Origin of the sequence: Pseudomonas mendocina, from assembly GCF_900636545.1 — a bacterium.
Classification (GTDB): Bacteria; Pseudomonadota; Gammaproteobacteria; order Pseudomonadales; family Pseudomonadaceae; genus Aquipseudomonas; species Aquipseudomonas mendocina.
In genome coordinates this window covers 627,201-643,821 of record NZ_LR134290.1, presented here as the reverse complement: position 1 = coordinate 643,821, position 16,621 = coordinate 627,201, and the positions used below count along the sequence as shown (strand labels likewise).

The following is a 16,621-nucleotide window of genomic DNA, read 5'->3' as shown; positions in this document are numbered from 1 at the left end:
TAGATCATTGATTCACGGCTATGGCTTGGTTGTTCATGATACGCGGAGTAAGGAAAATCAACAGCTCTTCCTTGTTATCCTGCACGAGATCACGTCGGAACAAACGCCCCAGATATGGCAAATCCCCCAAGAACGGAACCTTATCAACCGACTTGCTCTGCGTATTAGAGAAGACACCACCAATGACGATTGTTTCACCATCAGACACAAGAACCTTGGCATTGACTTCATTTTTTGCAATTGAAGGCACGCCCCCGGTCTGAGCAGCCTGCGAAAAGTCAGGCGCATCCTTGGTCACTTTTACCTCAATAAGAATACGATTATCAGGTGTAATCTGAGGAGTAACTTCAAGGGAGAGCGCAGCCTCTTTGAACGAAGTACTAGTAGCACCACTTGAACTAGCTTCTTGATAGGGAACCTCAGAACCCTTGAGGATCTTGGCAGTCTCCTTATCAGAGGTTACAACCTTGGGCTGAGAAACAACCTCCCCATTACCACTTGCTTCCATTGCAGAAAGCTGAAGATCAAGAATGGTGTTGTCAGTAATGAATCCTATACCAAAACCAGAAGTAGGACTGGAGGCACCAAGGTCGACGAAATTACCCAGTGATGTAGTCGGGTTCTGCACCCCCGGATTTTGACCATACCCTGGCGCACCTGGTCTATTACCACCCTGACCACCGATTACAAAATTATTATCCCCAACCCGTGCCCCACGCCAGTTCACACCAATCTGCTTCTCATAATCAACATTAGCCTCGACGATGCGCGCTTCTATCATGACCTGTCGAACAGGTATATCCAGCTGAGCAACAATACGTCGCAGCTCATCTAGACGATCTTGAGTCTGATAAGCAATTATGCTGTTCGTGCGATCATCAACTGTGATAGACCCACGATCCTCTGCAGCACCATCAACACTGGTTACAGATTGAAAGAGCTTCGCCATATCCGCAGCTTTGGCGTAGTTGACTTGGATCAGCTCCCGCCTCAGAGGAGCAAGCTCTGCAATCTGCCGACGAGACTCTAGCTCTTGCCGCTCGCGTGCAGCAATTTCGTCGGCCGGCGCAACAAGAAGAACATTGCCAACCTTGCGCTGATCAAGCCCCTTGGTTTTTAGAACCAAGTCAAGAGCCTGATCCCAAGGAACATTCTGCAATCGCAGAGTAATATTGCCCCTGACAGTATCACTAGCAACCAGATTCAGATCAGTAAAGTCCGCAATTAACTGCAGAACAGACCGGACGTCAATGTCTTGAAAATTCAAAGACAATTTCTCGCCCGAATATGCAAACTGATCAGCTTTTCTCTGTTCCTGATCCGCAGCACTCAACGGTTTAACACTGACAGTAAGCTTATTGTCGGCTTGATACACCAGATAATCATACATACCGACAGGCTCAATCAGGATACTAGCCTTATCAGAAGTAGCACTAGCATTTACAAACTGCACTGGCGTAGCGAAATCTTTTACGTCCAAACGAACTCTTAGCGATTCAGGCAACTGAGTCCCTGCAAAATCCAAACGAATCTTTCCTCCCTGATCTTGAATATCAGGACTAATAGAGGAATCAGCAAGATCAATGACAACATTACCCTCGCCCTGCTCCCCTCTCTGAAAATCAAGATTACGAATAGCCCTGCCAGTCACGACCGGCGGTTTGATCGACGAGACCGAGCGCGACGCCCCCCCCCACGCACTCCCGATCCTTCACCCACCAAAATGAAGAGATCATTACCCTCAACACGGGTGCTATAAGGAGCCAGCGAGGTAAGATTAACTATCAGGCGGGTACGATCCTTTGCCTCCACAATAGTTACGCTTCTAGCGTTACCCATCCCAAGCTCGCGGCCCTTACTACCCAATTGACTGGTTACGCCTGGAAGATCAAGTGCGATCCGAGCTGGCTGCTCGATTGTATATCCCCTAGGCGCAGCAACAGGTTCATCAAACCGTAGCTTAAGCTCAACGCGATCACCGGGCAAAGAAGCCACGTCAAGATGCTGCAAATTGGCCGCCAGCAATGCTGGAGACAGAAACAGCATTGACAACGCATAACCAACTTGCGAGAGCGAGATATTCATTATGTGTTTCCGTTGCGCAGACTGATATTTTTTTTTCATGTGAACTCCGCCTTTCTAAGAGCGCTCTTTGAGCGCAAGGCTTCGCGGTCGCTCCAACCAACCACCATCACCATCAGGGACTATTTCGACAACCTCGATAGCGGCAGCTTGCACCGCCACTATTCGGCCATGATTTCTTCCAAGGTAATCCCCCACCTTAACTCGATGCACCCCGCCTGCACCGCTAACCAGAGCAAACGTACCGGCATCGTTAGAAAGAGTACCAACCATCTCGAAACTCTCTATATTAAACCCTTCAAGAAACTCTCGAGCACGTCGTTCATCAGGCTTGATCTCTTTTGAACCTTTTGGACGACTCACAGCCTCTACCTTAATCGGAGGCTGAAATGGGCTGCGAAGGGAAGAAGCGCTGTAGGAAAAAGCCTCATAGGGCTGAAACTTGGGTAAGGGCTCGATAGAGCCTTTTGGCCTCGCCTTAACTTCCGCCATGAAACCTTGCAAGTCGGAGAAATCCTCACGCCCACCACACCCCAACAGTGCCACTGAAAGAAGAAAAAGCAAAACAAATCTGACAAACCTCACTTTTCCACCCCCTTATCGTTATAACGATAAGTCTTCGCCAGAACAGTCATGCGCAAAACAGATGACCCTTCTTGAGCTGCAGGCTTTATTTCAAAGTCGTGCAACGTTACTATTCGAGGAAGGCTAGCCACACCACTAACGAATGTAGCAAGATCATGATAGCTACCCTCCACTGCAATTTGTATCGGCAACTCTATGTAGAATTGCTGCACAACCTCAGGCAGCAGCTTAATCTCCTCAAACTCCAAGCCACTACCCAGACCGGTACGAGTAATATCCTCCAAAAGCCCAGGCACTTCAGTGTCACTTGGCAACTGCCGAAGCAAAGCACCAAAAGACAACTCCATTTCCGCCATCTGCTCTTTATAAGCCTCGAGATTTGCAGCTTGAAAGGCTTTAGTTGAAAACTGCTGCTTAAGCGATTCCTCCTGAGCCTTAGTAGCATCTAAAGAATTTTGTAAATCGCTAAGATGAAAGTAATACCCACCACCAACAACCAACAAGAAAAACAACGAACAAATGATCACTTTCACAGCCGCAGGCCAGCTGCCTATATTATTTAGATCCAGATCATTCAGATCAAAGTTACGCAAACTCTCGATAGATTCAGCGAGGCTCATTTTTATCACCTTCAACCACATCAACTGGAGGCTGGGTCTGCTGCACACTCAACTGAAAGATATTGGCCTGATCCATAGCCCCCGCCGTCGTAGCCTTGACCTGGGTCAGATTGGGCGACTCCAGCCACTCGGACGACTCCAAATTACGCATGAGATTAGACACACGATTATTGGATTCAGCCGCCCCCAAGATAGCAATATTCTTACCCGTCATCTTGACGCTAGTAAAATAAACCCCGTCAGGCAAAGTCCTCACTAATTGATCAAATACACGACCGATTATTGGTCGATTACCCTGTAGGTCTTGGATAATTTTCATTCGCTCCAAAAGCTGCTGACGGCGAGTCTTCAGCTCACTGATTTCTTTTATTCGTGCATCCAGCACAGAAATTTCAGACTGAATGAAGTTATTACGAGCATTTTGCTGATCAATCGCACCGTTGAGCAATTGATCTCCTAGAAACACCACCGCAACTGCCAGGACTAGCACGCCAGCCAACGTAACCAAGAACCGCTGCTTACGCTCTTCGCGCAGCTGTTCGCGCCACGGGAGTAAGTTAATCCGCGCCATCAGTCGAAACTCCTCATCGCCAGACCACAGGCAATCATCAGTGCCGGCGCATCACTGGCCAACGCACCGGCGTTGACCTTGCTGCTGAGCGCCATGTCGGCAAAGGGATTGGCCACTAGCGTCTGCGTACCGATCTTCTGCTGGATCAGCCGATCAAGATCAGGGATGGACGCAGTGCCGCCAGCCAGGAGGATGTAGTCAACATCATTGAACTGCCCAGCAGCGAAGAAGAACTGCAGCGAGCGAGAGACCTGCTGAACGACCGCCTCTTTGAACGGTTGCAATACTTCACTGTCGTAGTCATCTGGAAGACCACCTTGCTTCTTGGCAAGACCAGCTTCCTCGACGGACAGGCCATAACGGCGCTGGATTTCTTCCGTCAGTTGCTTGCCGCCGAATAGCTGCTCACGGGTATAGATGGTGCGGCCGTTGTGCAGAACGCTAAGCGTGGTCATGGTCGCACCGATATCCACCACCGCAACCGTCAGTTCGTCGTGCCCACCACCCAGCTGCGCCTCCAGCAGGCTGTAGGCACGCTCCAGCGCGTACGCCTCGACGTCCACCACTTTTGCGGTCAAGCCGGCAAGCGCCAGCGCCGCTTCGCGGACCTCGACGTTTTCCTTGCGGCATGCAGCCAGCAGCACTTCGACTCGCTCGGGGTTACGCGGCGCGGGCCCCTGCACTTCGAAGTCGATGGCGACCTCTTCCAGCGGGTAGGGAATGTACTGGTCGGCCTCAATCTTCAGCTGGTTCTCCAGATCATCCTCGGAAAGCCCGGCTTCCATCTCGATGGTCTTGGTGATGACGGCTGAACCAGCAACGGCAACGGCTGCTGTCTTGACACCACTCTTGGCCTTGGCCAGTACGCGAGAAAGCGCCTGACCGACCCCCTCCAGCTCGGCGATGTTCTTCTCGACCACTGCGTTTGGCGGAAGCGGCTCGACTGCGTATGCCTCTACCTTGTAGCGGCTTCCCGAGCGACTCAGTTCGAGGAGCTTGACCGAAGTCGAGCTGATATCGATCCCCAGCAGCGTATTCGCTTTCTTAGTGAAGAGCCCTAGCACGACCGTTTTCCTATTGGCATCCGCGACTTACGGACTATTTATGTTTTTCCACATTAAATATCAGTCTTGACAGAAGCGCAAATGGCTCCCTGGGAAAAAAAACGCTTATAATGTGATCAGCTTTTCCCTTTGAGCCATGGCTCCTGCTTAACTCATTCTTTTACTTGGAATTCCGAACATTTTGATACGCCTGCTGAAGTTCATCTGGTGGTCTTGCGTTGCCGTTTTTTGTGGGCTGTTGCTCAGTTTCAGCGGTGCGTTTCTTTATCTTAGCCCGACCCTTCCGTCCGTCGAGTCGCTGCGCCAGGTCCAGCTGCAGATTCCCCTACGCGTCTACAGCAGCGATGCCAAGCTGATCGCCGAGTTCGGCGAGATGCGCCGCTCGCCTATTCGCTTCGACGAAATTCCCAAGGAATTCATCAGCGCCCTGCTGGCAGCAGAAGACGATAATTTCGCCAATCATTATGGCGTCGATGTGACCAGCCTGATGCGCGCTGCCACGCAATTATTGAAAAGCGGTCAGATTCAAAGCGGTGGCAGCACCATTACCATGCAGGTGGCGAAGAACTTCTTCCTCACCAGCGAGCGCAGCTTCTCGCGCAAGGCCACCGAAATCCTCCTGGCCCTGCAGATCGAGCGCGAGCTGAGTAAGGACGAAATCCTCGAACTGTACGTCAACAAGATCTATCTCGGTCATCGCGCCTATGGCATCGAGGCCGCAGCCCAGGTCTACTACGGCAAGTCGATCCGTGACCTGAACCTGGCACAGATGGCGATGATTGCCGGCTTGCCGAAAGCTCCCTCGCGCTACAACCCACTGGTCAACCCGACTCGCGCCAAGGAGCGCCGCGACTGGATTCTGGGCCGCCTGTATCGCCTTGGCCGCATCGACCAAGCCAGTTACGAGCAAGCGCTGGCCGAAGAAGTCGATGCACGCTACCACGTGCCCGCCCCCGAACTGAGCGCGCCTTATATAGCGGAGATGGCACGTGCGGAAATGGTCGGTCGCTATGGCAGCGAGGCCTATACAGAAGGCTTCAACGTCACCACCACCGTCCCCAGCCACCTGCAGGAAGTGGCCAACACTGCGCTGCGTGACGGACTGATCGCCTACGATCAGCGCCATGGCTACCGCGGCCCCGAGAGCCGCCTGCCAGGCATGACACGTGACACCTGGCTCACCGAACTGGGCAAGTTCCGCAGCATCGGCGGCCTGGAGCCTGCCGTGGTGACCCAGGTCGAGAAGAGCGGCATCCTGGTGCTGACCCGCAATGGCGAAGAACAGGCTGTGGCCTGGGACAGCATGAAGTGGGCGCGCCCCTTCCTTAATACCAACAGCCTTGGCCCACGCCCGCAGCAACCCGGCGATGTCGCCCAGGTCGGCGATATCGTCCGTGTGCAGCGCCAGGAAGATGGCAGCCTGCGCTTTACGCAGGTACCGGCGGCGCAAAGTGCGCTGGTTTCCCTCGATCCCTACAGCGGCGCCATTCAGGCACTGGTCGGCGGTTTCTCTTTCGACCAGAGCAACTACAACCGTGCCGTACAGGCCAAGCGCCAGCCGGGCTCCAGCTTCAAACCTTTCATCTACAGCGCGGCACTGGATAGCGGCTATACCGCGGCAACGCTGGTCAACGATGCGCCGATCATCCTCTCCGACGACTACCTGTCGCAGAAGTGGCGACCGAAGAACGACAACAACACCTTCCTCGGCCCGATCCGCATGCGCGAGGCGCTGTACAAGTCGCGCAACCTGGTCTCGATCCGCCTGCTGCAGGATATGGGCATCGACCGCAGCCTGCGCTACATCGAACGCTTCGGTTTCGCCCCACAGGACCTGCCACGCAACCTGTCACTGGCCCTAGGCACCGCCAGCCTCACGCCAATGGAAATTGCCGAAGGCTGGGCGACCTTCGCCAACGGCGGCTACAAGATCGAGCCTTACCTGATCGAACGCATCGATGATCGCAACGGCAAGCCGCTGTTCCGCGCCAACCCGGCGCGCGTCCCGGGCAGCCAGCCGACCGAGGAGAATGCCAACCTGACGGTTAACGCCGCCGACGATCTGCCCCTGGAGGAACCCAAGGTAGCCGAGCAGATCATCGACGAGCGCACGGCCTACATCATGACCAGCATGCTGCAGGACGTGATCAAGCGCGGAACTGGTCGCCGCGCCCTGGCACTGGGCCGTAACGACCTGGCGGGCAAGACCGGCACCACCAACGAGTCCAAGGACAGCTGGTTCTCCGGCTACAACGCCGACTACGTCACCACTGTCTGGGCCGGCTTCGACCAGCCGGAAAGCTTGGGCCGACATGAGTACGGCGGCACTGTGGCGCTGCCTATCTGGATGAACTACATGGGCCCCATCCTCAAGGATCGCCCGAGCCATCTACCCAAGGAACCCAAGGGCCTGCTGACCCTGCGCGTTGACCCGGTGAGCGGACGTGCCGCCGCACCCGGCACGCCGGACGCCTACTTCGAACTGTTCAAGAGCGAGGACTCGCCGCCGCCGATGAGCGAGTTCGAACCCGGCATGGGCATCCCGGGCAGCCCGCTGCCGGCTGATGAGATGGCGCCGATCGATCTGTTCTAGGGGCGGCGGTAAGCCCAGGCTGCAAGCCGCAGGCAAGAGCCTGTAGCCTGTAGCCTGTAGCCTGTAGCCTGTAGCCTGTAGCCTGTAGCCTGTAGCCTGTAGCCTGTAGCCTGTAGCCTGTAGCCAAGATGAAAATAAAAAACCCGCCGAAGCGGGTTTTTTATTGCTCGACGGCTTAGCCGTTGAACACATCATCCACCGAAGTCAGCGGATAGTGCTTCGGATAAGGCAGGGTCGCTACACCGGACTCGATAGCGGCCTTGGCCACGGCGTCGCAAACTACGGTGATCAGACGCTGATCCATCGGCTTCGGAATGATGTACTCACGACCGAACGACAGCTCGATACCACCATAGGCGTCGCAGACCTCCTTCGGCACCGGTAACTTGGCCAGGTCGCGCAGCGCCAGGGCGGCGGCGATCTTCATTTCTTCGTTGATGCGAGTGGCGCGAACGTCCAGAGCACCGCGGAAGATGAAGGGGAAGCCCAGCACGTTGTTGACCTGGTTCGGGTAGTCGGAACGACCGGTAGCCATGATCACGTCGTTGCGGGTCTCGTGCGCCAGCTCCGGCTTGATTTCCGGGTCCGGGTTGGAACAAGCGAAGACGATCGGGTTGGCCGCCATGCGGCTGAGATCTTCCGGGCTCAGCAGGTTGGCACCGGACAGGCCGACGAACACATCAGCACCGTCGAGAGCGTCGGACAGCGTGCGCTTGTCGGTCTCGGTGGCGAACACGGCCTTGTACTGATTCAGGTCATCGCGACCGGCGTGGATCACGCCCTTGCGATCGATCATGAAGATATTTTCGACCTTGGCACCCATGCTCACCAGCAGCTTCATGCAGGAGATGGCGGCTGCACCGGCGCCCAGGCAGACGATCTTCGCCGCTTCCAGGGTCTTGCCGGCGATTTCCAGAGCATTGAGCATGCCGGCAGCGGTCACGATGGCGGTGCCGTGCTGGTCATCGTGGAAGACCGGGATGTCGCACTGCTCGATCAGTGCGCGCTCGATCTCGAAACACTCGGGGGCCTTGATATCTTCCAAGTTGATGCCGCCGAAGGTAATGGAGATGCGCTTTACGGTGTCGATGAAGGCCTGCGGGCTCTCGGAATCGACTTCGATATCGAATACGTCGATACCGGCGAAACGCTTGAACAGCACGCCTTTACCTTCCATCACCGGCTTGGAAGCCAGCGGGCCGAGGTTACCCAGGCCGAGGATGGCGGTACCGTCGGAAATCACGGCGACCAGGTTGCCTTTACCGGTGTAACGGTAGGCCAGCTCGGCATCACGCGCGATTTCGCGCACCGGCTCGGCGACACCCGGGCTGTAGGCCAGCGACAGGTCGCGGGCGGTAGCAGTGGCTTTGGTCAACTCGACACTCAGCTTACCGGGACGGGGCTGGGCGTGATATTCGAGAGCGGCAGTTTTTAGATCTGACATAGTGGCATTTCCGCTTTTGTTGGCTGTTGAACGGGCAGGCGGCCGAGGATACGCAAGTTGTATACACCTGCACAAGACCGTTCGGTCGCGATTGAAGCACCGCACTAGCGCAGCGTTTTCAGCCACTCGCCAGGGCGCGGCTCACCGCTTGGGTAGAGCCCGTTGAGCAGGCGCAACTGGGCCTCGCCGTCGGCCGGCAGCGGCGAGTCCTTGGCCAGAGCCGACAGGCTCTGACCGGCCTTAGCCCTGACCAGATGCAGGCGCACCGGCTCGGCCAGCTTGCGTTCGGACGCCTTCAGCGGCCGATAACTGCGGATAACCTCAAGGAACCGTTGGTCCTCGGCTTCCAGCGAGGCACGCCCTTTCACTGCCGCCACGAACAGGTAGGCGCTGTCGCCGCGATAGATCACCGCTACGCGACGCGCCGACTGCCCCTGCAACACCGCCGTATAACCTTGCAGGGCGCCCACTCGCAGGTCCTCACCGGCAACCAGACGCTGATTGCCGACTCGCCTGCGCAGGAATTCGGCGGGCGAAAGCTGCTTGTCCGCCGCCTCCAGCGTCATGGCGATAAAGGCTTGCTCATCCTGGGTGTGACCGATCAGCACATCGGGGCGATTGACCAGTTGCCAGCCCTGCGGATAGGTCAGGGTGAAGTCCAGTTCGCCGTGATAGAAATGGCGCCCCCGGCGAATACCGCTGGCTGCCGAATCGCCGAATACCAGGCCGTCGAGCATCTGCAGAAAACTGTCTCGCCCCACTTCCTGATTACTGCCGACCAGCGCGCTCGCCGGGCCAATCACTTCCTGCAGACGCCGATCATTGTCCGGGTGGGTGTCGAACAAACCGTGATAACCACCCGCTGCCGGAGCCTCACCGCGCCTGGCAGCCTGCTCGCGGGCGAAATCCTCCTGCGCCTTGAGCACCTTGACCACCTCGATCATCGCCTGCGGGTCGTAGCCGCTGCGCGCGAGGTACTGCGCGCCCAGGCCATCGGCCTCGAGCTCCATGTCGCGCCCGTAGCCGCGTACGAAGGCATTGCCCATGACATTGGTCAGATCGCCCACTGCGCCGACGCCGGTACCGATGGCGGCGGCCTGGCCGAGCAGCCCCCAGGCAGTGGACTGACTTTGCTGACGCACGCTGTGACGCGCCGTCACGTGACCAACCTCGTGGCCAAGCACAGCGGCCAGCTCCGCCTCGGAATTGAGATAGGCGAGCAGGCCACGATGGATATAGATGTAGCCGCCCGGCAGCGCGAAGGCATTGACGTCCGGGCTGTCGACCAAGGTGAAGACATAGTTCAGCTGGTTGCGATGACTGCTGCGCGCTACCCGCTCGCCCACGCGCTGTATATAGGCCTGCAGTTTGGCGTCTTCGTAGCGCGGGTATTGCTTGAGGATTTCCTGATTATAGCGCGCGCCGAGATCCAACTCCTGACGCTCGCTCATCATCACGAAGTCGGTGCGACCGGTCGCGGGATTGACCGCACAACCCGCCAACCAGCCGCAGAACAGACACAGCATCAATGCACGAATCATGGCAACACCTCCAGCATCGCCGAATGGGTAAGCGGCAGCATCCAGCGCGCCTGCCCGGACTTCAAGCCGCCGCGACTCTGGCGATCGATGACCCAGCCACGCGCCTCCACCCGCCGCCCCTTGAGTTTTTGCAAAGCGGGCAGATCGAACTCGCCGAGCAGTTCAGGCGCGACGCGCAGCACCCGACCGCCATCGAGATCGATCCACAGGCCGCCGCGATTGCGCTGCACGCTGGTGACTCGCCCACCGAGCAAGGCGAAGCCGCCACTGCGTAGCTGGCCAGCCGTCTTCACCTGCTCGTCACGCCACACGCCAAGCCGCTTGCTGCGAGCCAGACGCTCGGCCTGCGCCTGACAGGTCACCAGCGCACTGTTGGGCGCCACCGCCACCATGAAGCCAAGGCCTTCGCCCAACAGTTGCGCCTCGAGATTACGCCCCTGGCGGTCATAGAGATGGGCCAGGGTACGGCCGTAACGATCCTTGCGCTGCGCGCCGTAGAGCAGACCGACACGTCCGTCACTGGCATCGACCAGCGCCTGCAGTCGACGCTTGGCCTGCACTGCGTAGGGTTCGTCACTGCGGCCCTTGCGCCCCAGTTCGGGCGTGTTGATGCCGATCAGGCGAATGCTGCGCCCATCGACCAGGCGCACCGTATCGCCATCGACCACCTGGCGCACGACGACCTGAACAAGATCGGCACGCTGCGGACAGAAGGCCTGGGCCAGGCCGGCACAAAGCAGAGAAACGAAAAAGGCGCCCACCAGGGACGCCTTTTTCAGTATCACGGAGTGGCACATGCCAGTTTCCGTTATCGTTCGGTCGCTTACTTGGCGCCGAATACGCCGAAGCGCTGCTTGAAGCGATCGATACGGCCGCCAGTGTCCAGCACTTTCTGCTTACCGGTGTAGAACGGGTGGCACTCGGAGCAAACGTCCAGGCTCAGGTTCTTGCCAAGGGTGGAGCGGGTCTTGATCACGTTACCGCAAGAGCAGGTAGCGTCGATTTCGACGTAGTTCGGATGGATATCGGCTTTCATCGTGCTTTCCTCAGGGTAGTCGTGCCGCCACCCGACCAATGTCAGGCACCGCACAGAAATAGGCCGCGCATCTTACCAGACGCATGAGTCGATGCAAGCTGCGCAAGGCGCCGGTCGTCGCGTGCTAAGATCGCCGGCCTGTCAAAGGAGCTCCTGGCTTGCCCAACCTGATCCTGCGCCTTGCCCTGCCCTCGCCGTTGCGCCGTCTGTTCGACTACCTCGCCCCCGCTGGCGTATCGCGCAGCGCCTTGCAGCCAGGCGTGCGCCTGCGCGTGCCCTTCGGCCGGCGCGAGATGATCGGCGTGCTGGTTGAAGTCGACAGCCAGAGTGAGGTACCACTCGACAAGCTCAAGCCCGCCCTGGAATTGCTCGATGCTCGCCCACCGCTGCCGGGGCCGCTATTCAAACTGTGCCTGTGGACAGCGCAGTACTACCAGCACAGCCTCGGCGACACCCTGAGCTGGGCCTTGCCGGTACTGCTGCGTCAGGGCGAGCCCGCCGAAACCCGCCAGGAACGCTATTGGCTGGCCAGCAAAGGCGCCAGTGTCGACGACCCACGCCTGGCCCGCGCCCCGCGCCAGCGCGACGCACTCAAGGCACTGGCGCAACATCCGCATGGCGTGGCCCACAGCCTGCTCAGCCAGCTGCAACTTAACCGCGACAGCCTGCAACTGCTGCATGAGAAGGGGCTGGTGCGGGTCGAGGTGCGCCGCACCCAGCCGCATGCCAAGCCTGCGCACTGGCTGGCACAACCGGAACTGCCGCTGAACGCCGAGCAGCGCGCGGCCGTCAACGCCGTGGCGTCAGGTTGGGACCAGTTCAATGCCTTTCTGCTCGCAGGCGTCACCGGTAGCGGCAAGACCGAGGTGTACCTGCAGCTTATCCACCAATGCCTGGAGGCCGGCAAGCAGGCCCTGGTGCTGATCCCCGAGATCAACCTCGGCCCGCAGACCTTCGACCGCTTCGCCCGACGTTTCAACGCCCGCATCGCCATGCTGCATTCGGCGGTGAACGATCGAGATCGCCTTGACGCCTGGTTGGCGGCGCGCGATGGCGAGGCCGACATCATCATCGGCACCCGCTCGGCACTGTTCACGCCGATGAAGAACCCAGGGCTGATCATCGTCGATGAAGAACACGACGCTTCCTATAAACAGCAGGAAGGTCTGCGCTACCACGCCCGCGACCTGGCGCTGGTTCGCGCACGCCAGGAAGAGGTACCGATCGTCCTCGGCTCGGCCACACCGTCGCTGGAAAGCCTGCACAACGCCTACACCGGTCGCTACGCCCTGCTCAAGCTGACCCAGCGCGCCGGCGGCGCCAGCCAGCCGCGCTTCCTGCGCCTGGATGTGAAGAGCCGGCCACTGGACTCGGGCATCTCCGGGCCGATGCAGCAGGCCATCGCCCAGACCCTGGCGGCCGGCCAGCAGGTACTGGTGTTTCTCAACCGCCGCGGCTTCGCCCCAACGCTGCTCTGCCACGACTGCGGCTGGCTGTCCGAATGCCCACGTTGTGATGCACGCATGACCGTGCACCAGCGTTATCAGGAACTGCGCTGCCATCACTGCGGCCATGTCGAGAAGCAGCCGAGCAATTGCCCGAAATGCCAGCACGTCGACCTGCGTCCGGTCGGCGCTGGCACCGAGCGCGCCGAAGAGCGTCTGGCGGTGCTGTTCCCCGACTACCCGGTGCTGCGCATCGACCGCGACAGCACCTCGCGCAAGGGCGCGATGGATCGCCTGTTCGCCACCATTAACAAGGGCGAGCCGTGTATCCTGGTCGGCACGCAGATGCTCGCCAAGGGGCACCACTTCCCGCGGGTGACGCTGGTGTCTATCCTCGATGCCGACGGTGGCCTGTTCTCCGCTGACTTTCGCGCTAGCGAACGCATGGCGCAGTTGATCGTACAGGTCGCCGGGCGTGCTGGACGTGCCGAGGAACCAGGCAAGGTGATCATCCAGAGCCACCTGGCCGACCATCCGCTGCTGGTGCAACTGACCGAGCAGGGCTACTTCGCCTTCGCCGAACAGGCGCTGAGCGAACGCCGCAGTGCCGGCCTGCCGCCGTTCTGCCATCTGGCTCTGCTGCGCGCCGAAGCGCACAAGCCTGGCCAGGCAGAAAGCTTCCTCGATGATGCCTGCAGCGAGGCCGAGCATCTGCTGGGGGAGTTGGGCTCGTCCGGCATCGAACTGTTAGGCCCGGTACCGGCGCCCATGGAACGTCGCGCCGGCCGCTTCCGCGCGCAACTGCTGGTGCAGGGCAACGCTCGTGCACCGCTGCACCGCTTGCTCAACCACTGGCTGCATGCGCTGGAACAAATGCCTAGCGGTCGTGCAGTGCGCTGGTCGCTGGATGTCGACCCGATCGACCTATTCTGAGCGGTACGCTGCAAGCCTCTAGTCAGCAAGGTGGGCTTCAGCCCACCAACAGCGGCCTGTCTTGGTGGGCTGAAGCCCACCCTACCCACTAAACGCGGCACGCTTTTCCTTGCCGCTTGTGGCTTGCCGCTTGCTGCTGCTCTTATAATGCGCAGTTTTCGACCAAAGCCCCAAGGCAACACGAGCCGAACATGAAAGACAGCATTCGCCACCTGATCCAGCAAGCCCTCGACCGCCTGACCGCCGAAGGCGTGCTGCCAGCGGGCCTGACGCCGGCCATCCAGGTGGAGAACACCAAGGACAAGAGCCACGGCGACTTCGCCAGCAACATCGCCATGATGCTGGCCAAACCAGCCGGCATGAAGCCACGCGACCTGGCCGAAAAACTCATTGCTGCCCTGCCGGCCGACGAGCAGATCACCAAGGTGGAGATCGCCGGCCCCGGCTTCCTCAATTTCTTCCAGAACAGTGATGTACTGGCCCAGCACCTGGAAGCGGCGCTGGCCGATGCCAAGCTGGGCGTACGCAAGAGCGGCCCGACGCAGCGCGTGGTGGTCGACATGTCCGCACCCAACCTGGCCAAGGAAATGCACGTCGGGCACCTGCGCTCGACCATCATCGGCGACGGCGTGGCACGCGTGCTGGAATTCCTCGGCGACACCGTGATCCGTCAGAACCATGTCGGCGACTGGGGCACCCAGTTCGGCATGTTGCTGGCTTACATGCAGGAAAACCCGGCGGCCGCCGAAAGCGAGCTGGCCGACCTCGAAGGCTTCTACCGCGCGGCCAAGAAGCGCTTCGACGAATCCCCCGAGTTCGCCGACCGCGCCCGCGAGCTGGTGGTGCAGCTGCAGGCCGGCGACGCCGAGTGCTTGCGCCTGTGGCATCGTTTCAACGACATCTCCCTGTCGCATTGCCAGGCGCTGTACGACCGCCTCGGAGTCAAGCTCTCCATGGCCGACGTCAAGGGCGAGAGCGCCTATAACGACGACCTGCCGCAGGTGGTCGCCGACCTTGAGGCCAAGGGCCTGCTGACCGAAGACAACGGTGCGCAGTGCGTGTTCATGGACGAGTTCAAAAACGCCGAAGGCAACCCGCTGCCGCTGATCGTGCAGAAGGCCGGCGGCGGCTATCTGTACGCCACCACAGACCTGGCAGCCACCCGCTACCGTGCCAACGCACTCAAGGCCGACCGCGTGCTGTACTTCGTCGACCAGCGCCAGGCCCTGCACTTCCAGATGGTCTTCGCCTGCGCACGCCTGGCCGGCTTCGTCCCGGCCAGCATGGAAATGGAACACATGGGCTTCGGCACCATGAACGGCCCGGACGGTCGTCCGTTCAAGACCCGCGACGGCGGCACCGTGAAACTGGTGCAACTGCTCGACGAAGCCGAGCAGCGCGCCTACAGCCTGGTCAAGGACAAGAACCCGGAACTGGCCGAGGACGAGCTGCGTCAGATCGCCCGCGTGGTCGGCATCGCCTCGGTGAAGTACGCCGACCTTTCCAAGCACCGCACCAGCGACTACAGCTTCAACTTTGACCTGATGCTGAGTTTCGAGGGCAACACTGCGCCCTACCTGCTGTACGCCTACACCCGCGTCGCCAGCATCTTCCGCAAGCTGGGCAAGGGCGTTGATGAAATCGGCGGGCAGATCACCCTGGTCGCCGATCAGGAACAGGCACTGGCTGGCAAACTGGCTCAGTTCAACGAGCTGCTCGGCAATGTGGCCGACAAGGGCACGCCGCACATGCTGTGCGCTTACCTGTACGACATCGCCGGGCTGTTCTCCAGTTTCTACGAGAACTGCCCGATCCTGACCGCCGAAGACGAAGCCACGCGCAACAGCCGTCTGCGCCTGGCCGCCCTCACTGGCCGCACCCTCAAGCAGGGCCTGGAGCTGCTCGGCCTGGAAACTCTGGAGCGGATGTAAATGGCAGCGCGCAAGAAGCCGGCGCCGAAACGCGGCGCCAGTCGCTATCAGGCCCCGGCGAAGAAGCCCGTACCGGGCTGGATCTGGCTAGCCTGCGGCCTAGTGGTTGGCGGTTTCTTCATGTTCCTGTTCAGCCTCGAGCCGGGCCGTGACGAGATCAAGCGCGACAAGGGCGAGCAGGTGCGCAGCACCAAACCAGAACCGAAACCGACGCAGCCCGAGCCGGCCAGGCCCAAGTACGACTTCTACACCCTGCTGCCGGAATCGGAGGTGATCCTGCCGCAAGCGCTGGAGGAAACACCGACTCCTGCGCCAGAGCAAAAGCCGGTCACGCCGGAAGAAGCCGCGAAGATCGACACCGCACGCGCCGAAGCTGCGCTCAATGGCCAGGTGCCGCCGCCTCCACCACCGGTGCTGGCCAATGCTCCGGTCACTACGCAGTTCTTCCTCCAGGCCGGCTCGTTCCGCAAGCGTGACGACGCCGACGCCGTGCGCGCGCAGATAATCCTGCTCGGCCAGAACGTACGCGTGGAAACCGGCAAGGTCCGCGACGAGACCTGGCACCGCGTACTGGTTGGCCCCTTTGCCAGCCGCGAGCAACTGGCGACAGCGCAGAAGACCCTGGCCGGCAACGGTTACAGCAACCTGCTGTTACAGCAGCGCCAGGTCCGCTGATCGCCCAACAGGCCGTTGAAAAACGTAGACGAGGCAGGCTGGCCGAGGCAAAAACAGCCGAAAAAGCGCAGTTTACGCGTTGTAAATGAGCATTTTGAGGC

12 protein-coding genes and 1 pseudogene are annotated in these 16,621 nt (G+C 59.5%); 4 read left to right on the top strand and 9 right to left on the bottom strand.

Going from position 1 to position 16,621, the window contains the following annotated elements; all coding sequences use genetic code 11:
• Positions 1–4: 4 nt before the first annotated feature.
• The 5 genes and pseudogenes from pilQ to EL191_RS02965 all read right to left on the bottom strand — a co-directional run bounded on the left by pilQ (position 5) and on the right by EL191_RS02965 (position 4,922).
• A pseudogene (gene pilQ / locus EL191_RS02985) lies at positions 5–2,085 on the bottom strand (type IV pilus secretin PilQ).
• 54 nt (positions 2,086–2,139) lie between these two features.
• Positions 2,140–2,667, bottom strand: coding sequence for a type 4a pilus biogenesis lipoprotein PilP (gene pilP, locus EL191_RS02980; RefSeq protein WP_017363397.1), 528 nt, complete (start codon positions 2,665–2,667; stop codon positions 2,140–2,142).
• The gene (gene pilO / locus EL191_RS02975) at positions 2,664–3,287 is read right to left on the bottom strand and encodes a type 4a pilus biogenesis protein PilO (RefSeq protein ID WP_017363398.1); all 624 of its coding nucleotides are present in this window, start codon (positions 3,285–3,287) and stop codon (positions 2,664–2,666) included. Before pilO ends, pilP begins: the two co-directional genes overlap by 4 nt.
• Positions 3,274–3,858 carry a PilN domain-containing protein gene (locus tag EL191_RS02970; protein ID WP_017363399.1) on the bottom strand — a complete coding sequence of 195 codons (585 nt, stop codon included), beginning with the start codon at positions 3,856–3,858 and terminating at the stop codon, positions 3,274–3,276. The genes pilO and EL191_RS02970 overlap by 14 nt, the downstream gene beginning before the upstream one ends.
• Positions 3,858–4,922 carry a pilus assembly protein PilM gene (locus EL191_RS02965; RefSeq protein WP_013713726.1) on the bottom strand — a complete coding sequence of 355 codons (1,065 nt, stop codon included), beginning with the start codon at positions 4,920–4,922 and terminating at the stop codon, positions 3,858–3,860. The genes EL191_RS02970 and EL191_RS02965 overlap by 1 nt, the downstream gene beginning before the upstream one ends.
• A 181-nt stretch (positions 4,923–5,103) precedes the next feature.
• Between EL191_RS02965 and EL191_RS02960 the strand changes: the two genes are divergently transcribed.
• Positions 5,104–7,515 carry a penicillin-binding protein 1A gene (locus EL191_RS02960; RefSeq protein WP_041976365.1) on the top strand — a complete coding sequence of 804 codons (2,412 nt, stop codon included), beginning with the start codon at positions 5,104–5,106 and terminating at the stop codon, positions 7,513–7,515.
• 175 nt (positions 7,516–7,690) lie between these two features.
• Here EL191_RS02960 and EL191_RS02955 read toward each other — a convergent pair whose 3' ends face one another.
• From EL191_RS02955 to rpmE, 4 genes are all read right to left on the bottom strand, one after another.
• A complete protein-coding gene (locus EL191_RS02955; protein ID WP_041976362.1) occupies positions 7,691–8,959 on the bottom strand; it encodes a malic enzyme-like NAD(P)-binding protein in 1,269 nt (422 codons plus the stop codon).
• Between the two features lie 104 nt (positions 8,960–9,063).
• The gene (locus EL191_RS02950) at positions 9,064–10,500 is read right to left on the bottom strand and encodes a M48 family metalloprotease (RefSeq protein ID WP_041976358.1); all 1,437 of its coding nucleotides are present in this window, start codon (positions 10,498–10,500) and stop codon (positions 9,064–9,066) included.
• Positions 10,497–11,297, bottom strand: a complete 801-nt coding sequence (locus EL191_RS02945) for a thermonuclease family protein (RefSeq protein ID WP_041976355.1) — start codon at positions 11,295–11,297, stop codon at positions 10,497–10,499. Before EL191_RS02945 ends, EL191_RS02950 begins: the two co-directional genes overlap by 4 nt.
• A gap of 26 nt (positions 11,298–11,323) precedes the next feature.
• The gene (gene rpmE, locus EL191_RS02940) at positions 11,324–11,536 is read right to left on the bottom strand and encodes a 50S ribosomal protein L31 (RefSeq protein ID WP_003459015.1); all 213 of its coding nucleotides are present in this window, start codon (positions 11,534–11,536) and stop codon (positions 11,324–11,326) included.
• 158 nt (positions 11,537–11,694) lie between these two features.
• Here rpmE and EL191_RS02935 point away from each other — a divergent pair, with 158 nt between their 5' ends.
• The 3 genes from EL191_RS02935 to EL191_RS02925 all read left to right on the top strand — a co-directional run bounded on the left by EL191_RS02935 (position 11,695) and on the right by EL191_RS02925 (position 16,520).
• Positions 11,695–13,914: a primosomal protein N' gene (locus EL191_RS02935; RefSeq protein ID WP_041976352.1), complete on the top strand. Its 2,220-nt coding sequence runs from the start codon at positions 11,695–11,697 to the stop codon at positions 13,912–13,914.
• A 191-nt stretch (positions 13,915–14,105) separates the two neighbouring features.
• On the top strand, positions 14,106–15,845 hold the full coding sequence (argS, locus tag EL191_RS02930) for an arginine--tRNA ligase (protein ID WP_041976350.1): 1,740 nt from the start codon (positions 14,106–14,108) through the stop codon (positions 15,843–15,845).
• Positions 15,846–16,520 (top strand): SPOR domain-containing protein, encoded by a 675-nt coding sequence (locus EL191_RS02925; protein WP_013713719.1) that lies wholly within the window; start codon positions 15,846–15,848, stop codon positions 16,518–16,520. It begins immediately after the preceding gene.
• Positions 16,521–16,621: the final 101 nt, after the last annotated feature.

Coding starts and splice junctions, on each gene's coding strand:
- EL191_RS02955 (WP_041976362.1), bottom strand. CDS start 8,959: ATGTCAGATCTAAAAACTGCCGCTCTCGAATATCACGCCCAGCCCCGT.
- pilO (WP_017363398.1), bottom strand. CDS start 3,287: ATGAGCCTCGCTGAATCTATCGAGAGTTTGCGTAACTTTGATCTGAAT.
- rpmE (WP_003459015.1), bottom strand. CDS start 11,536: ATGAAAGCCGATATCCATCCGAACTACGTCGAAATCGACGCTACCTGC.
- EL191_RS02970 (WP_017363399.1), bottom strand. CDS start 3,858: ATGGCGCGGATTAACTTACTCCCGTGGCGCGAACAGCTGCGCGAAGAG.
- EL191_RS02925 (WP_013713719.1), top strand. CDS start 15,846: ATGGCAGCGCGCAAGAAGCCGGCGCCGAAACGCGGCGCCAGTCGCTAT.
- EL191_RS02945 (WP_041976355.1), bottom strand. CDS start 11,297: ATGTGCCACTCCGTGATACTGAAAAAGGCGTCCCTGGTGGGCGCCTTT.
- argS (WP_041976350.1), top strand. CDS start 14,106: ATGAAAGACAGCATTCGCCACCTGATCCAGCAAGCCCTCGACCGCCTG.
- EL191_RS02950 (WP_041976358.1), bottom strand. CDS start 10,500: ATGATTCGTGCATTGATGCTGTGTCTGTTCTGCGGCTGGTTGGCGGGT.